This window comes from Streptomyces sp. CB00455, from assembly GCF_001905445.1.
In the GTDB taxonomy this organism is placed as follows: Bacteria; Actinomycetota; Actinomycetes; order Streptomycetales; family Streptomycetaceae; genus Streptomyces.
The window spans coordinates 618,135-631,361 of sequence record NZ_LIVQ01000002.1 but is presented as its reverse complement, the minus strand read 5'-3'; the positions used below and the strand labels follow the sequence as shown (position 1 = coordinate 631,361).

The 13,227-nt window shown below is 70.9% G+C and carries 11 protein-coding genes and 2 pseudogenes; 8 read left to right on the top strand and 5 right to left on the bottom strand.

The features are described from left to right. Nucleotides 1-63 precede the first annotated feature (63 nt). Together AMK16_RS10265 and AMK16_RS10260 are read left to right on the top strand one after the other, a co-directional pair. The gene (locus AMK16_RS10265; protein WP_242438672.1) at nt 64-1,683 is read left to right on the top strand and encodes a restriction endonuclease fold toxin-2 domain-containing protein; all 1,620 of its coding nucleotides are present in this window, start codon (nt 64-66) and stop codon (nt 1,681-1,683) included. Continuing rightward, nucleotides 1,680-2,153 (top strand): hypothetical protein, encoded by a 474-nt coding sequence (locus tag AMK16_RS10260; RefSeq protein ID WP_143196807.1) that lies wholly within the window; start codon nt 1,680-1,682, stop codon nt 2,151-2,153. Before AMK16_RS10265 ends, AMK16_RS10260 begins: the two co-directional genes overlap by 4 nt. A 257-nt stretch (nt 2,154-2,410) precedes the next feature. Here AMK16_RS10260 and AMK16_RS10255 read toward each other — a convergent pair whose 3' ends face one another. Beyond that, nucleotides 2,411-2,992 (bottom strand): Uma2 family endonuclease, encoded by a 582-nt coding sequence (locus AMK16_RS10255; protein ID WP_073912170.1) that lies wholly within the window; start codon nt 2,990-2,992, stop codon nt 2,411-2,413. A 487-nt stretch (nt 2,993-3,479) separates the two neighbouring features. Here AMK16_RS10255 and AMK16_RS35730 point away from each other — a divergent pair, with 487 nt between their 5' ends. Next, the gene (locus AMK16_RS35730) at nt 3,480-3,920 is read left to right on the top strand and encodes a hypothetical protein (protein WP_158071215.1); all 441 of its coding nucleotides are present in this window, start codon (nt 3,480-3,482) and stop codon (nt 3,918-3,920) included. A gap of 202 nt (nt 3,921-4,122) precedes the next feature. Here the strand turns inward: AMK16_RS35730 and AMK16_RS10245 are convergent, their stop codons facing one another. Next, nucleotides 4,123-5,133, bottom strand: a complete 1,011-nt coding sequence (locus AMK16_RS10245) for an SMP-30/gluconolactonase/LRE family protein (protein WP_073912164.1) — start codon at nt 5,131-5,133, stop codon at nt 4,123-4,125. A gap of 122 nt (nt 5,134-5,255) precedes the next feature. Between AMK16_RS10245 and AMK16_RS10240 the strand changes: the two genes are divergently transcribed. The 4 genes from AMK16_RS10240 (at nt 5,256) to AMK16_RS10225 (ending at nt 9,112) form a co-directional block, all read left to right on the top strand. Beyond that, nucleotides 5,256-5,693, top strand: coding sequence for a MarR family winged helix-turn-helix transcriptional regulator (locus tag AMK16_RS10240; protein WP_199885400.1), 438 nt, complete (start codon nt 5,256-5,258; stop codon nt 5,691-5,693). A gap of 264 nt (nt 5,694-5,957) precedes the next feature. Continuing rightward, complete coding sequence (locus tag AMK16_RS10235; RefSeq protein ID WP_073912161.1) at nt 5,958-7,112, top strand: alpha/beta hydrolase; 1,155 nt, start codon at nt 5,958-5,960, stop codon at nt 7,110-7,112. Between the two features lie 120 nt (nt 7,113-7,232). After that, nucleotides 7,233-8,324 carry an alpha/beta hydrolase gene (locus AMK16_RS10230; protein WP_073912158.1) on the top strand — a complete coding sequence of 364 codons (1,092 nt, stop codon included), beginning with the start codon at nt 7,233-7,235 and terminating at the stop codon, nt 8,322-8,324. Continuing rightward, nucleotides 8,321-9,112, top strand: a complete 792-nt coding sequence (locus AMK16_RS10225; RefSeq protein ID WP_073912154.1) for a trypsin-like serine peptidase — start codon at nt 8,321-8,323, stop codon at nt 9,110-9,112. Before AMK16_RS10230 ends, AMK16_RS10225 begins: the two co-directional genes overlap by 4 nt. 122 nt (nt 9,113-9,234) lie before the next feature. Here AMK16_RS10225 and AMK16_RS10220 read toward each other — a convergent pair whose 3' ends face one another. The 3 genes and pseudogenes from AMK16_RS10220 to AMK16_RS36605 all read right to left on the bottom strand — a co-directional run. Next, nucleotides 9,235-10,071 carry an isocitrate lyase/PEP mutase family protein gene (locus AMK16_RS10220; RefSeq protein ID WP_073912151.1) on the bottom strand — a complete coding sequence of 279 codons (837 nt, stop codon included), beginning with the start codon at nt 10,069-10,071 and terminating at the stop codon, nt 9,235-9,237. A 612-nt stretch (nt 10,072-10,683) separates the two neighbouring features. Then, the gene (locus tag AMK16_RS10215) at nt 10,684-11,796 is read right to left on the bottom strand and encodes a pyridoxal-phosphate dependent enzyme (RefSeq protein WP_073912147.1); all 1,113 of its coding nucleotides are present in this window, start codon (nt 11,794-11,796) and stop codon (nt 10,684-10,686) included. A 210-nt stretch (nt 11,797-12,006) separates the two neighbouring features. Continuing rightward, nucleotides 12,007-12,192: pseudogene (locus AMK16_RS36605) on the bottom strand (S8 family serine peptidase); the annotation flags it as partial. Here AMK16_RS36605 and AMK16_RS10210 point away from each other — a divergent pair. Beyond that, nucleotides 12,189-13,106, top strand: a pseudogene (locus tag AMK16_RS10210) (S8 family serine peptidase); the annotation flags it as partial. The pseudogenes AMK16_RS36605 and AMK16_RS10210 overlap by 4 nt on opposite strands. Nucleotides 13,107-13,227: the final 121 nt, after the last annotated feature.

Below are 13,227 nucleotides of genomic sequence, written 5' to 3'. Positions count from 1 at the left end.
GCGTTAGCTTGATCGTTCACGTCAGCGGTGGGGAGGGGCGTCGTGAGTGGGCTTGCGCCTGACTTGGAGTTCATCGCGGAGGGCATGATCCGCGGTTCCATGGGATTGATCGAGACGATGCGTGGGGCTCGGGACACCGCCATTGCGCTGGGGCATGAGCTGGCACGGCAGCAGGGGATGGCCGGTGACGACGACGCAGGACGCTCGTTTGCCAAGGTCTACACGCCAGCGGCGTCCACAGCTCTGGACAAGATGGGATTCAGCTCCTACATCCTCGGGGCCACGAGCCGTGGTTTGATGCGTAATGCCCGTGAATTCATGGCTCAGGAGAGCCGCACGGCGTCGGCGTTCCTGGGGAAACAGGTCGACCTGACTGTGGGCATGGGTGACCCGGGCGCCGACTGTTCGGAGAGCTACCTCGGCCTCGGGCAGGAGCTCCCCGGAGTGGTGGGCGAAACCGCTTGGTACGACCAGTACGCGCCAGCAGGACGTAGCGACCGGTTCCGTGGTTCACCGGAGAAGATCCGCGACGTTGGTCGGTCCTGGCAGCACGCCGGCTCCCTCTTGCAGCGGTTCCTGGAAGATGCCCAGACCTACGCCTCGACCGCAAGTAAAACGCACTCGGGGGAGGCAGCGGATGCCTTCCAGTCGTACTTCAAGCACTGCGTGGGTCTTACCTGCCCTCCAGCAAAGGCGCAGCAGGACGAGCCGTTGGTGACGAACCTGGTGGCCGCGTGCTCTCAGCTGGCAAAGGCATGTGCTCGGTACGCCGATCACGTGGAGGCCGCCAAGGCGAAGATCCGGGACCACAAGAGCGACCTGTTCGAAGTGGACATGCCCTGGGACACACCCATGTTCGGAGGCAACGGCTACGATGGCGGGCTGCACGATGCCGTTCTCGGCGACTCCTGGATACACGACCTGGGAGACGTCGCCCACGCGCTCGACTCTTCCGCAGCGCGAGTCACGCTCCCCGATGCAGGAGGCCCGGCGGCTCCGGGGCTCCCCGGGGTGCCGTTCCTGCCCCCGCTCATCCGCCTGCCCGTTCCCTTGCCGATCAGGCTCGCGTCGTACGCGGGGACCCCTGCACTCCTGCCGATGGTCAACTCTGTCGACCCCGGCATCCCGTTCGCTGATCCCATTGCCCCGGTGCCCGGTACTACCAAGCTACTCACGGCCTCGGAGCAGCAGCAGTTCCGTACGTGGATGAACTCGCTCACGCCTGGCGGCTTCGCTGGCGGCGGAGGCCCTAGCGACCCGGATAACGCCTATCAGCTGCGCACTTCCGGGTACCCGGAACGGGAGGTGCCACTGGCCGGGAAGAACCGTGGACTGATGGTGGACGGCATACGGCCCGTTGACGGATACCTCGTCGAGGCGAAGCACGTTCGTGATCCCGACTGCAAGAAGAAGAGCTTCCGATCCCTTGACCGCTTGGAAGAGACTCTGACCAAACCGGTCAAGGTGGACTCGCAGGGAAAGATCGCTTGGGATCCCGTCATCGACTCCATGTACGCCGGTGACGAGAAGGAGCTGGTCCGGTACAAGCAAGCAATGGAAAACCCCGCGAACAGCGAGATACGGGGTCTGGAGATCGTCACGAACGGCAAGGACAACGCTGCCTACTGGCAGTCCATGATGGCGATGTCGGGTACGCCGGGCTCGACGCGATACGTGCCGTGAGACAGAGGAAGACCGTGCCCACTGAACGGAATATCCGAACCAATTTTGCCTTCTACCCGCCCCAGGGCGACGGCGGAGCTTGGCGAGCCACGGCCGAGTCTCTGGAGAGGGCTCTGAGGGAGGCGTTCCCCGAGCCGGCCGTGGAGTATCGGATCTCGGGGATCCACAGTGTGCCCGTCCTCGATTTCGAGATCGAGCTGGCGCCTGGCGTATGGATCGACGGGACGGCGTCGATGCCTAAGCCCGACTATGCCTACATCACTTTGACCGACGTGACCGCCGGCGAAGCCGCTGTCTTCGCGCGGTGGCTTCGGGACTCCTTTGTGCCCGCACCGCACCTCGTCTGGTTCGCGAGCAGCCTCGCTGTGGCGAACGGCGAGCAGGACCCGTGGCCGCTGCCGGCCGAGGGTGGGGGGGAAGAGATCGCGGCGGAGCTGCGCAGGCACCTCGACTCCGTCGAGACCCCGTAGGTCAGTCCGCAGACAGTCCGCAGGACGCCCGTAAGCGACCGTCGGGACCCAACGCTCGCCAACGGAGAAACGCCTGGTCAGGGCCCTTTACGGGGCTCCGCCGCAGGTCAGACTCGGGCCGTAAGCATTCCGCTTCAACGTGTAGTCGTCTCATTACCGCGCGTTAGGTTATTTCGTCAAGTGTGCAGGTCAGAAGGGGTCGGACTCTGGTGAGTCCGACCTCTTCTGCGTTCCCGTGCTGACTTGGTGCTGACTTTTCAGCTGCTGCGTGGCGGCGTGAGCTTGTCGAGGTCCAGGATGATCTCGAAGGGCACCGGGCGCTGGAGGGTGCTCCGGAAGATCCCGGCCGGCGCGTAGGCGCCGGTTGGCACGTCGAGCTCGTAGACGTGGACGACGGGTGCCCCGTCCTCGTCCTCGATGCACCAGTAGTGCGGGATGCCGGCCTCCGCGTACTTGCGGAGCTTTACTGTGCGATCACGATGGGCAGACTCGGGTGAGACCGCCTCCACGACGAGCTTCACGTCCTCTGGGGCGTACCAGGTCCGGTCGGGGTCGTACGGCAGGTCTGTCAGCAGAAGGTCCGGCTCGGGGCGGTTGCGGGCGTCCAGGCGGATCGTCATCTCGCGCTCGACCTCGAAGCCGGCCGGCGCCTGCGCCATGAGCGTGGTGGTCAGGGCGGTGACGAGGCGGCCGTGCCAGGACCGCTGGGGCGACATCATGAAGACGAGGGCTCCGTCGATCAGCTCGGTGTGGCGGGGCGCCTCGGGGAGGCGGTCGAGGTCCTCCGCGAACCAGCCTTCCGCGCGCGGCGGGCGCATCCAGTCGGGCAGTGCGGTCATGGGTTCACGGTAGCGGCCTGAAGCTCAGGGTGGAGAGCCAACGATCTCGGCCGGTTGATTTTCGGCAACTTTCCACGCTGTAACCCGTCATCTGCCCAGCATCCGGTCATGAGCGATTCGGTGGTTCAGATCGCCACGGTGGTCATTTCCGTTGCGGCTCTCGTCTTCTCCACGACGGCCGCTATTTCGGCTCTCGTCTACAACCGGCGTCAGACGAGGGCGGTTGCCCAAGCCAACGCCCTCACGGAGAAGGCTCAACGGGAGCAGGCGGAACCGTACGTCATCGTCGACATCAGGCCCCGCATCCCTGGTTCGTCATTGCTTGTGCTGGTGATTGAGAACATCGGCCAGACGTTGGCCCGCAACGTGCGCATCTCGGTGACCTCCCCTCCAGACCACTTTGGGGGCCGAGCGGGCCGAGACCCTCAACCGTGCTGTTGGCCGGCGCATCGCGACCCTTCCTCCCAAGCGCCGCATCCCCTTCGTCATGGATGTGGGCCATCAACTGTTCTCCTCGGAACTGCCCAAGGTCTACGAGTTCCGGGTGGAGTCGGACGGACCCTTCGGTCGCGTGGACCCGCGCACCTACACGGTGGATCTCGAAGCTCTCAGGGACGGTGCCCCTGAGACCGATTCGACGGAGTGGAGCGCGCACCAGATCGCCAGACACCTCAAGAGAAGTGCGGATGCGCAGGAAGGGCAGTCGCGCTCCTTCGAAGCACTGAGCCGTCAGATCCAGAGGGCGCTGGAGCGTCAGAGCCCGGAACGCGGGGCGGACATTCGCCATCACCGCGCTGGATCGGTGCTGGACATCCTGACGCCACATCAGTCGGCGTCAGGTGGCGCCAACGATGGAGCGGTTGGACCGTGCGGGACCGGTGATCGGTCTCGGGGCAGGGAGGGCATCTCCCGCCGCGGTGTGCGGTGAAGGGGATTGTCGGAGAGCCTGCCGCCGCTCGTCCGTGCGCGGGTCGTTCAACTTCCGCGGGCGCCCGCGGTCGGCGGGGGCGAGGGCCGGCGTCACATCGGCCGCCAGGGCCTTCGCCCGTCCCTTCCGGTCCGGGAGCGGGGAGCCCGGCTCCCTCCCCCTCCAGGAGATACCGCACGAGCCGCGGGCCGGGTCGGGGGCGTCAGAGGTTTCGGACCGTGGCGATCGTGAAGGTGGTCGGGGGGCCCGTGTCGGGGGTCATGGGGCCGCCCTTGTCGAACTGGGAGCGGACCACCAGCGTGCGGCCCGGCGTGTGGGTGAGGGTCGTGGGGATCTGGAGGGACGGGTCGGTGAGCGAGCGGACCAGGCGGCCGCGGGTGCCGTCCGCGGTGAGCTGCCAGCGCGTCAGCGTGTTGGTCACGTTGTGCGCCACCCTCAGGGTGCCGTCCGGGGAGAGGTCGAGGCCGTCGCCGGCCTTCAGGTCGCCGCCGGTCAGGTCGACCCGGCGGACGGCTCCCGTGCGCAGGTCGACGCGGTAGAGGTCGCCCGCCGTCATGTCGACCGTCAACAGGTAGCGGCCCGCCCGGTCCGAGGTGATGCCGTTGAGGCTCATGGTGCCCGCGGGGCGGGGACGCAGTGCCGGGGTGAGGTCGTACGCCTCCGTGAGAGTGCCGCCGCCCGTGGCGAGCTGGGCCGGGGTCACGCGGTAGACCACCCCGCGGACGCTGTCCGTCAGGTACGCGGTGCCGTCCGGCGTGATGGTCAGGTCGTTGACGAAGTGGCCGGACGGTGCTCCGGGCGCCTCGAACCGGGCCAGGCGGCCCCCGGTGGCGGTGTCGTAGACGGCGACGCCGGCGGTGGAGTCCGTCACCCACAGGCGGCCGTGCCCGTCCACGCGCAGGCCGTTCGCCGTGTGGCGGCCGTCGGTGCCGGCGGGCAGGAAGACCTCCGCCGCGCGGCGGCCGGGGCGGGCCCGGTAGACGGTGCCGTCCGCGTACGAGCCGACGTAGACGGTGCGGGTGCGGGGGTCGGTGGCGATGCCCTCCGGGTAGACCTTCGAGCCGGGCAGGGTGAAAGCGGTGGACACACGGGCACCGCCGGACGGGTCCTGGCCCCGGGCCGGAGCCGCTCCCAGGGTGAGTGCCCCCGCCAGGACCGCGGTCAGTGCGAGGGAGAGGGCGGGGCCCCGGCCCGGGAGCGTGGTCCCCGGCATCCGCTTCCTCGGCGTCCGTGCCTCAGGGATCGTTGCGCGCATCATTAGGTGTCCTCTACTGAGTAGGTGAGGGCGAATCTATGTTAGAGCTCTAATGCATGCAAGGGTCGTAGGATGCGGTCATGACCTCCATGGCCCCCGAGGAGCGCATTGGCTCTCACCTCAAACGCGCCGAGCAGGCACTTCTCGCGGCCAAGAACGGCGCGTGCAAGCCGGCCGGAGTGACGGTCCCGCAGTACGCCGCGCTGCTCTGGCTGGCCGAGAAGCCCGGCATCTCCGCCGCCGCGCTCGCCCGGCTGTGCGGGGTGACCCCGCCGACCATGAACACCGTGCTGAAGAACCTCCAGGAGCGCGGCCTCATCGAGCGGACCCCGCACGAGTGGCACCGCAACGTGCTGGAGACCCGGCTCACGGACGAGGGGCGTACGGCGCTGGAGCTGGCCGACTCCGGCGCGGTGCGGGTGGAGCGGGCACTGGCCGCGGCCTTCACGGGTGAGGAACGGGACCAGCTCATCCGGCTGCTGGGCCGCTGCGCCGAGGTCCTCGACGGCCGGCGCTGAGACCGGGGCCGCGCCCGCCCCGTCCGTCTGAGGGACCGGCCCCCGCCTGGGACCGCCGAGAGGCCGGCCCCGTCCGCCCGAGCAGCCGGCTCCCCTCCGCCCGAGCCCTCCCGCCTGGGAAGACCGCTCCGTCCGGTTGAGATCCCCGTCATGTTTTTGCTCGGATTTGGAACTGTGCGGGAGCATTCGCACATCAGCACTAGGGGATGCCCCAGCCGTTCTGCCCTCGGGGGCAGTCAGTCCAGACCGTTCGGAGCGAAGTCCGTGCACCAGTACCCGCAGCGCCCGCGGCCTGATGACCAGCAGTTCTACGAGGAGACCCCGCCCGCCCCGCCCGCCCTGCCCGTCCCGTCCGCCCCGCGCTCCCGCCGCCGTGCGGGGATCGGCGCGGTGCTCGCCCTCGCGCTCCTGCTCGGCGGTGGCGGGTTCGCCGCCTGGAAGCTCGACTGGTTCTCCGGCGACGGCGAGGCCGTGAGCTTCGGCAAGGCCGCCCCGTCGCCCGTCGCCGAGGACAAGGGCCCCAGCCGGTCCCCGGCGGCCAAGCCCTCCGGCGACCCGGACGTGCTGATGCCGACGGGCCCCCGGTCCGGCTTCAAGCAGACCACCAGGCTGGACGACGGCACGGTCATAGCCAAGACCCGCCTGGCCGGCGCGAAGTCCGGCTTCGAGGGTGACGTGTGGGTGTGGGCGCCCAAGGAATACGACGACCCGAGGTACGCCAAGAGCGGCTTCCCGGTGCTCATCGCGCTGCCCGGCGGCAACGGCTTCCCGGCCAACTACTGGTCCGACCGCAGCCTCGGCCTGCAGAAGGCCATCAGCGAAGGGGTCCAGGCCGGCACCAGCCTCCCCTTCGTCGTGATCATGCCGGTGCTCAACCCGGACAACAGGTACTACTACGACGGCGCCGACATACCCGGCCAGCCCAGGATGGGCACCTGGATCGCCGAGGACGTCCCGGACTTCGCCCGCGCCAACTTCCGTACCTACAAGTCCCGCGACGGCTGGGCCTTCATGGGCTCCTCCTCGGGCGCCTTCGTCGGCATGAAGACGGTCCTGCAGTACCCGGACCGCTTCAAGGCCGTGATCGCCAGCGGCGGCGAGATCGTCCCCGACTCCCCGCTCTGGAAGGGCCACCAGGCGGAGATGGACGCGAACAACCCGGAGAAGCTCGCCGCGAAGCTGATCGACGCCAAGGGGCCCGAGGTCTACATCAACTTCCAGATCGGCACCAAGGAGACCGGGAAGGAGCGGATGACGAAGTTCCAGCAGCAGTTCGGCAAGGGCCCGGTCAAGACGACGATCCGCGACATACAGAACGGCGAGCACAACGGCTGGCACTACGTCCGGGGCATGAAGGAAGGCTCCCTGGAGTGGATCAGCAAGGTGCTCAAGGCTCCGCGGCCCGACACCACCGGCTGACGGCTGCCCGTCCCAGGCAACCCATCCCGTCGTTCATACCTCTGTAAAGGGTGTAAGGGGGACCGATCGGTCCGGCCCGCGCTCCCGCAGTGAGCGCCGGAGAGGGAACGGGACAATTCCGTGCAGCATGACCAGCAAGGCGACGGCAGCCCCACGACCACGGGCGGCCGTCGCCCCGAACGCCTGCGCCTGCAGCTGATCGGCGGTGGGCTCGCGCTCACCCTGGCCGCCGGGGGCGGCGCGGCGGCGTACGCGTACGGGCTCTTCTCGGACATAGGGGATCCGGTCTCCTTCGGGAAGGTCCAGGCCCACGAGAAGGCCGCCACGGCCACCGACGTCCGACCGGGCGTACGGATGCCGACCGGCCCGAAGGCCGAGTTCGTCCGCACCAGCAGGCTGCCGGACGGCACGCAGATCGCCCGTACGACGCTCACCGGCGCGAAGTCCGGCTTCACCGGTGACGTGTGGGTGTGGGTGCCCAGGGAGTACGACGACCCGAAGTACGCCAAGAGCGCCTTCCCGGTCCTGATCTCCCTGCCCGGCGGCCGCGGGTACCCCACGAACTACTGGGGCACGGGCCCCGGCCTCGGCCTCCAGAAGGCCGTGAGCGACGGGGCGAAGGCCGGTACGAGCCTGCCCTTCATCCTCGTGATGCCGGTGCACAACGCCGACACCAAGCACCACTTCGACGCCTCGGACATCCCCGGAGAGCCCAAGATGGGCACCTGGATGGCCGAGGACATCCCGGATTTCACCAAGGCCAATTTCCGGACCTTCACCTCGCGCGACGGGTGGGCCTTCATGGGCTCCTCGGCCGGCGGATTCGGCGCCTTCAAGCACCTCCTGAAGTACCCCGACCGCTTCAAGGCGGCCATCGCGAGCGGCGTCGACATCGTCCCCGATTCGCCCCTGTGGAAGGGAAACACGCAGGCCATGGACGCGAACAACCCCGAGAAGCTTGCGCAGAAGCTCATCGAGGCGGGGGGCCCGGACGTCTACATCAACTTCCAGATCGGCACCAAGGAGAGCGGCCGGGACAAGGCCGAGCGGTTCATGGCGCAGTACGGGAAGGGTCCCGTGCACACCTGGCTGCAGGTGATCCAGGATGGTGAGCACAACGGAAAGTCGTACGTACGCGGCATGAGGGAGGGTTCCCTGGCGTGGATCAGCAAGGTGATGCTGGCACCGACACCCGACCCCGCCGTGCGATGAGCGCGGTGGCGAAGGGGGCGTCCGCGGCCGCCGCGGCGGGGATCGCCGTGGTGTTCGCCGTCGCGTTCATGGAGGCGCCAGGTGACCGGCAGGTGCACCCCTTCCCCACCGTCGGCGTCCTCATGGCCAACGGGGAGCACTGGTGCACGGCGAGCGTCGTCGACAGCCCGAAGGGCAATGTCGTCGCCACCGCCGCGCACTGCGTGGCCCCGGCCGGCGAGGGGGGCAGGCCCGGCGAGGTCGCCCACGACGGCCTGGCCATCGGCGAGCTCGCCTTCGCCCCCGCCTTCTCCGGCGAGGGCGCCGGCACCCAGCCGCTGGGCAGGTGGAAGGTCCGCTCGATCCACGTGGACGACCGCTGGACGAAGTGGGGCGAGGAGACCGCCGACTTCGCCTTCCTCAGCATCGAGCCGGACGCCGACGGGCGCAGCCTCCAGGAAGCCGTCGGCGGCCGTGCCGAGGCGCCCGCGCCGGACTGGACCTCCGGCTACGAGCGGGAGGTGACCGTCATCGGCTACCCGGAGTCCGAGCACAACCCGCACAACAAGCCCGTCTCCTGCACGACGCAGACCCGCCACGCCGACGACGACCCCGACATGCTCTACATCAGCTGCGCCGGCTTCTGGACGGGCACCAGCGGCAGTCCCTGGATCGCCGACCGGGGCGGGTCGGACCGCCCGGGGCAGCTCATCGGTGTGCTGAGCGGAGGGAACACGGACGTGGACTCCACCGCCGCGCTGTTCGACGAGCACGCGAAGGCGCTGTACGAGCGGGCGGCCCTGGGCTGAGCGCGAGGGCCCGGGACGGCCCGGCCGCGCGGGCCGGACAGGCAGGCGGCCCGTTCGGCTGCCGGCCCGCCCGGCCGTGCGGGCCGCCTGCCCGTGCGGGCCGCCCGGTGCTGCCGGGTTCGTCAGCCCTTGAGCAGGCCGTTCAGTTCCCCGTACGGGAGAGAGTCCGCGAGCGGACCGTAGGTGCCGTCGGCGACCAGCTCCTCGGTGGCGCGGCGCACCACGGCGTACGCGGCTCCCGCGACCCAGGAGCCGAGGCTGACGCGCGAGACGCCGAGGGCGCCGAGTTCGGCGACGGAGGGGGCGCCGGGGCCGACGAGGATGTTGAGCGGGGCGTCGATGCCCCGGGCCAGCTCGGCAATGGTGGCCGGATCGGTGACGCCGGGCACGAAGATGCCGGTGGCTCCCGCCCGGAGGTAGCCGGCGGCGCGGGCGAGGGTCTCGTCGAGGCGGGTGGCCGGGTCGCCGAGGCCGAACAGGTAGGTGTCGATGCGGGCGTTGACGAACAGCGGGATCCCGGCGGCCTCGGCCGCGGAGCGGGCGGCGGCCACGCGCTCCGCGTGCTCGGCGGGGGCGCGGGTGCCGTCCTCGATGTTGATGCCGACCGCGCCGGCGGCCAGGACCCCGGCGACGGTCTCCGCGACGGCGGCGGGGTCGGCGCCGAAGCCGCTCTCGATGTCGGCGGTGACGGGGACGGAGACGGCGCCGGCCACGCGCGCCACCAGATCGAGGGCGCGGTCGCGGGCCAGGGCGTCGCCGTCGGGTGATCCGAGGGACCAGGCGACTCCGGCGCTGGTGGTGGCGACGGCGGGAGCGCCGGCGGCCTCGACGATGCGGGCGCTGGCGACGTCCCAGGCGTTGGCCAGGGCGAGGGGGGCGGCGGAGGTGTGGAGCCGGGCGAAGACGAGGGCGGCGGCGCGGGCTTGGGCGCGTGCTTCGGCGCTGGGGGCGTTGGTCATGGGGTCAGTCCAGCAGAGGACCGGGTCACGGGCGCGCGAGTTTCCGACCTGTGCGTGGGCGCGGGACGCGGTTCGGCGGCCGGGCGCGGGGGCGCGGGGCTCCGATGGCCCCGTGGCCCGGGCTGCGCCCCGGAGCCCGAGACTCGAACTCCCCCCCGCGGCCGCCTGCCCGGCGGGGGCCCCGGGGGCGGCGGGCAGGCGGGCCGGGCCGGTGCGGTGGTTCCGGTCCACCGGGGTCCCGGGGCCGCGTCGGCCGTGGTGCCGGTCCGGCTTGCTCCTCGGCGCGACGCCGGGGCTGGTCCTCGGCGCGACGGCGAGGGTTCCGGTCCGGCGGGGCCCCCGGGGGTCGGCAGGCGGCGTTCCGGGGAGGTGGCCACCGGGCCGGGCCGGTGCGGTGGTTCCGGGCCACGGGGGTCCTGGGGCCGGTCTGACGGAACGGCCGCCCAGCCGTGGTTCCGGTCCGGCGCGGTTCCGGGGCCGCGTGGTTCTCGGCGCGACGCCGGAGGGCCTCGAACCGCGGGGCTGGGCCCTCGGCGCGTCGGCCGGGGGCCCGGTCCACCGGGGGCCTGGGGGCCCCGGGGGCCGTGTCGGCCGGGATTCCGGTCCGGCCTGTTACGGGGCCAGGCCCGTTTTGGCGCCGGCGCCGCAGAGGGGGAGGACTGCCGTGCGGCCCTGCAAGGGGTCGTCCGGGGCGAGGGGGCCGACCGCCGCCCAGCAGGCCGCCGCCGTCGGTTCCACGAACAGTCCGCGCCGGGCCAGGTCCCGCTGGGCCTCGCGCAGGCGGGCGTCCGGGACGGTGAGGAAGGTCCCACCGGACTTGCGGACCGCGGCCAGGACCTGCCGGGCGCGTGGCGGCGCCGGGATCGCGATGCCCTCCGCCAGGGTGGGCCGCTGCTCCACCGGATCGGCGTCCTGCGCGCCCGCCGCGAACGCCCGCGCCAGCGGGGCCACCGCCTCCGCCTGGACGGCGATCAGCGCCGGCGGCCGGACACCGCGCCCGGCCAGCTCCTCCACGGCCAGTGCGGCCCCCAGCAGCAGGGTGCCGTTGCCCACCGGGACGACCAGTGCCTCCGGCAGCCGGCCGCCCAGCTCCTCCCACACCTCGTACACGTACGTCTTGGTGCCGTGGAGGAAGTACGGGTTGAAGACGTGGCTCGCGTAGAAGACCCCCGGCCCGTCGGCGGCCTCCCGGGCCGCCGACGCCGCGGCCTCGCGGCCGCCGGGGACGACCCGTACGACCGCACCGTGCGCCCGCATCTGGTCGGTCTTCTTCTCGGAGGTGCCCCCGGGCACGAAGACTTCACAACTCAGCCCGGCCCGGGCGCAGTACGCGGCCACCGCCGTCCCCGCGTTGCCGCTGCTGTCCGCTACGACCCGCTCCGGAGCCAGCCGCCGGGCCAGCTCCGCCAGCATCACCGCGCCCCGGTCCTTGAAGGAGAGGGTCGGCATCAGGAAGTCGAGCTTGGCGTGGAGGCGTTCCGCCAGCGGGACCAGCGGAGTGTGCCCCTCCGCCAGGGAGACGGAGAACGCACCCGGCAGCGGCAGGGCCGGTGCGTACCGCCACAGCGAATTCGGTCCGGCGGCCGGATCCAGCGCGATGGCCGGATCGGGCGCGAAGTCGAGGTCCCACGGGCCGCCGCAGAGCGGGCAGCACCACGGGGCGGTGCGGACGTCCGCGCGCGTGCCGTCCTCGGGGCAGACGTATCCGGGGAGTGCATGCGTCATGTGCGGAACGCCTTTGCTCGATCATGGCCGCTGTATGGCACGGATGTTACGCGTCCGTTGTCCTCTTGTGGGACGAGCCGGGGATGGGCCAACCTTTCGGAGGCGGCAGCCCGTTGGGCCGAAATCTTTGTCATGTACATGGCGCAGGCCAGGAAGCTGGCGGCCGACCCGGCCGTCACGTCGGTCGTGCAGAACCGCGTCTTCACCGTCGACGCCACCCAGCCGGGCCTTCTTCGCCACGCCGTACGAGCTGCCCGCGACGGTGCCGGCGGCGTGGGTGCCGTGGCCGTGGCCGTCCTGGGCGGTGTTGTCGTTGTCGATGGCGTCGTAGCCGTAGGAGGCGTGGCCGGCGAGGTCCTGGTGGGTGATGCGCACGCCGGTGTCGATGATGGATCGTCGGCGTCCGCGTCCTGGACAACAACGGTTCCGGCACGACCGCCCAGGTCGTCGCGGGCATCGACTGGGTGACCCGCAACGCGGTCAAGGCCGCCGTGGCCAACATGTCGCTCGGCGGCGGCGCGGACTCCGCGCTCGACACCGCCGTGCGCAACTCGATAGCCGCCGGCATCACCTACGGCGTCGCCGCGGGCAACGAGTCCACCGACGCCTCGACCAAGTCCCCGGCGCGCGTCACCGAGGCCATCACGGTCGGCGCCACCACCAACACGGACGCCAGGGCCGGTTACTCCAACTACGGCTCCGTCCTGGACGTCTTCGCTCCGGGCTCCTCCATCACCTCCTCGTGGGGCACCGGCGACACCGCCACCAACACCATCTCCGGCACCTCCACGGCCACGCCGCACGTCGTGGGCGCGGGCGCCCTCTACCTCTCGCAGAACCCCTCCAGCACCCCGGCGCAGGTCGCCGCGGGCCTGGTGAGCGCCTCGACGCCGAACGTCGTGACCAGCCCGGGCGCGGGCTCCCCGAACCGGCTGCTCCACGTCGGCGCGGGCGGCACCGTCCCGCCCGGACCGCGCTTCGAGAACACCGCGGACTACGCGGTCAACGACAATGCGACCGTCGAATCGCCGATCACCGTCAGCGGCGTTTCCGGCAGCGCCCCGGCCGCGCTCAGCGTGCCGGTCGACATCAAGCACACCTACTCCGGTGAGCTGAAGGTCGACCTGGTCGCCCCCGACGGCAGCGTCTACACCCTGTCCGACCGCACCGGCGGCAGCGCGGACAACATCATCCGGACCTTCACCGTCAACGCCTCCTCCGAGGTCGCGAACGGGGTCTGGAAGCTGCGGGTGAACGACAACGCGAACGCCGACACCGGCAAGATCGACTCCTGGGCGCTGCAGTTCTGACGGACCGCCACCGGGCACGGCCACCGGGCCGCGCGGAACGGGCGGGGGCGACCGGCGGACGGTCGCCCCCGCTGCGTACTATTCGCGCATTCGTTCGCGCCCCCTGTGATGGAGCACCTCA

Excerpts from the sequence above, each read along its gene's own strand:
- AMK16_RS10255 (WP_073912170.1), bottom strand. The coding sequence starts at position 2,992 with ATGACCGCACTGCCCGACTGGATGCGCCCGCCGCGCGCGGAAGGCTGG.
- AMK16_RS35730 (WP_158071215.1), top strand. The coding sequence starts at position 3,480 with ATGGATGTGGGCCATCAACTGTTCTCCTCGGAACTGCCCAAGGTCTAC.
- AMK16_RS10245 (WP_073912164.1), bottom strand. The coding sequence starts at position 5,133 with ATGCCGGGGACCACGCTCCCGGGCCGGGGCCCCGCCCTCTCCCTCGCA.
- AMK16_RS10240 (WP_199885400.1), top strand. The coding sequence starts at position 5,256 with ATGACCTCCATGGCCCCCGAGGAGCGCATTGGCTCTCACCTCAAACGC.
- AMK16_RS10225 (WP_073912154.1), top strand. The coding sequence starts at position 8,321 with ATGAGCGCGGTGGCGAAGGGGGCGTCCGCGGCCGCCGCGGCGGGGATC.
- AMK16_RS10220 (WP_073912151.1), bottom strand. The coding sequence starts at position 10,071 with ATGACCAACGCCCCCAGCGCCGAAGCACGCGCCCAAGCCCGCGCCGCC.
- AMK16_RS10215 (WP_073912147.1), bottom strand. The coding sequence starts at position 11,796 with ATGACGCATGCACTCCCCGGATACGTCTGCCCCGAGGACGGCACGCGC.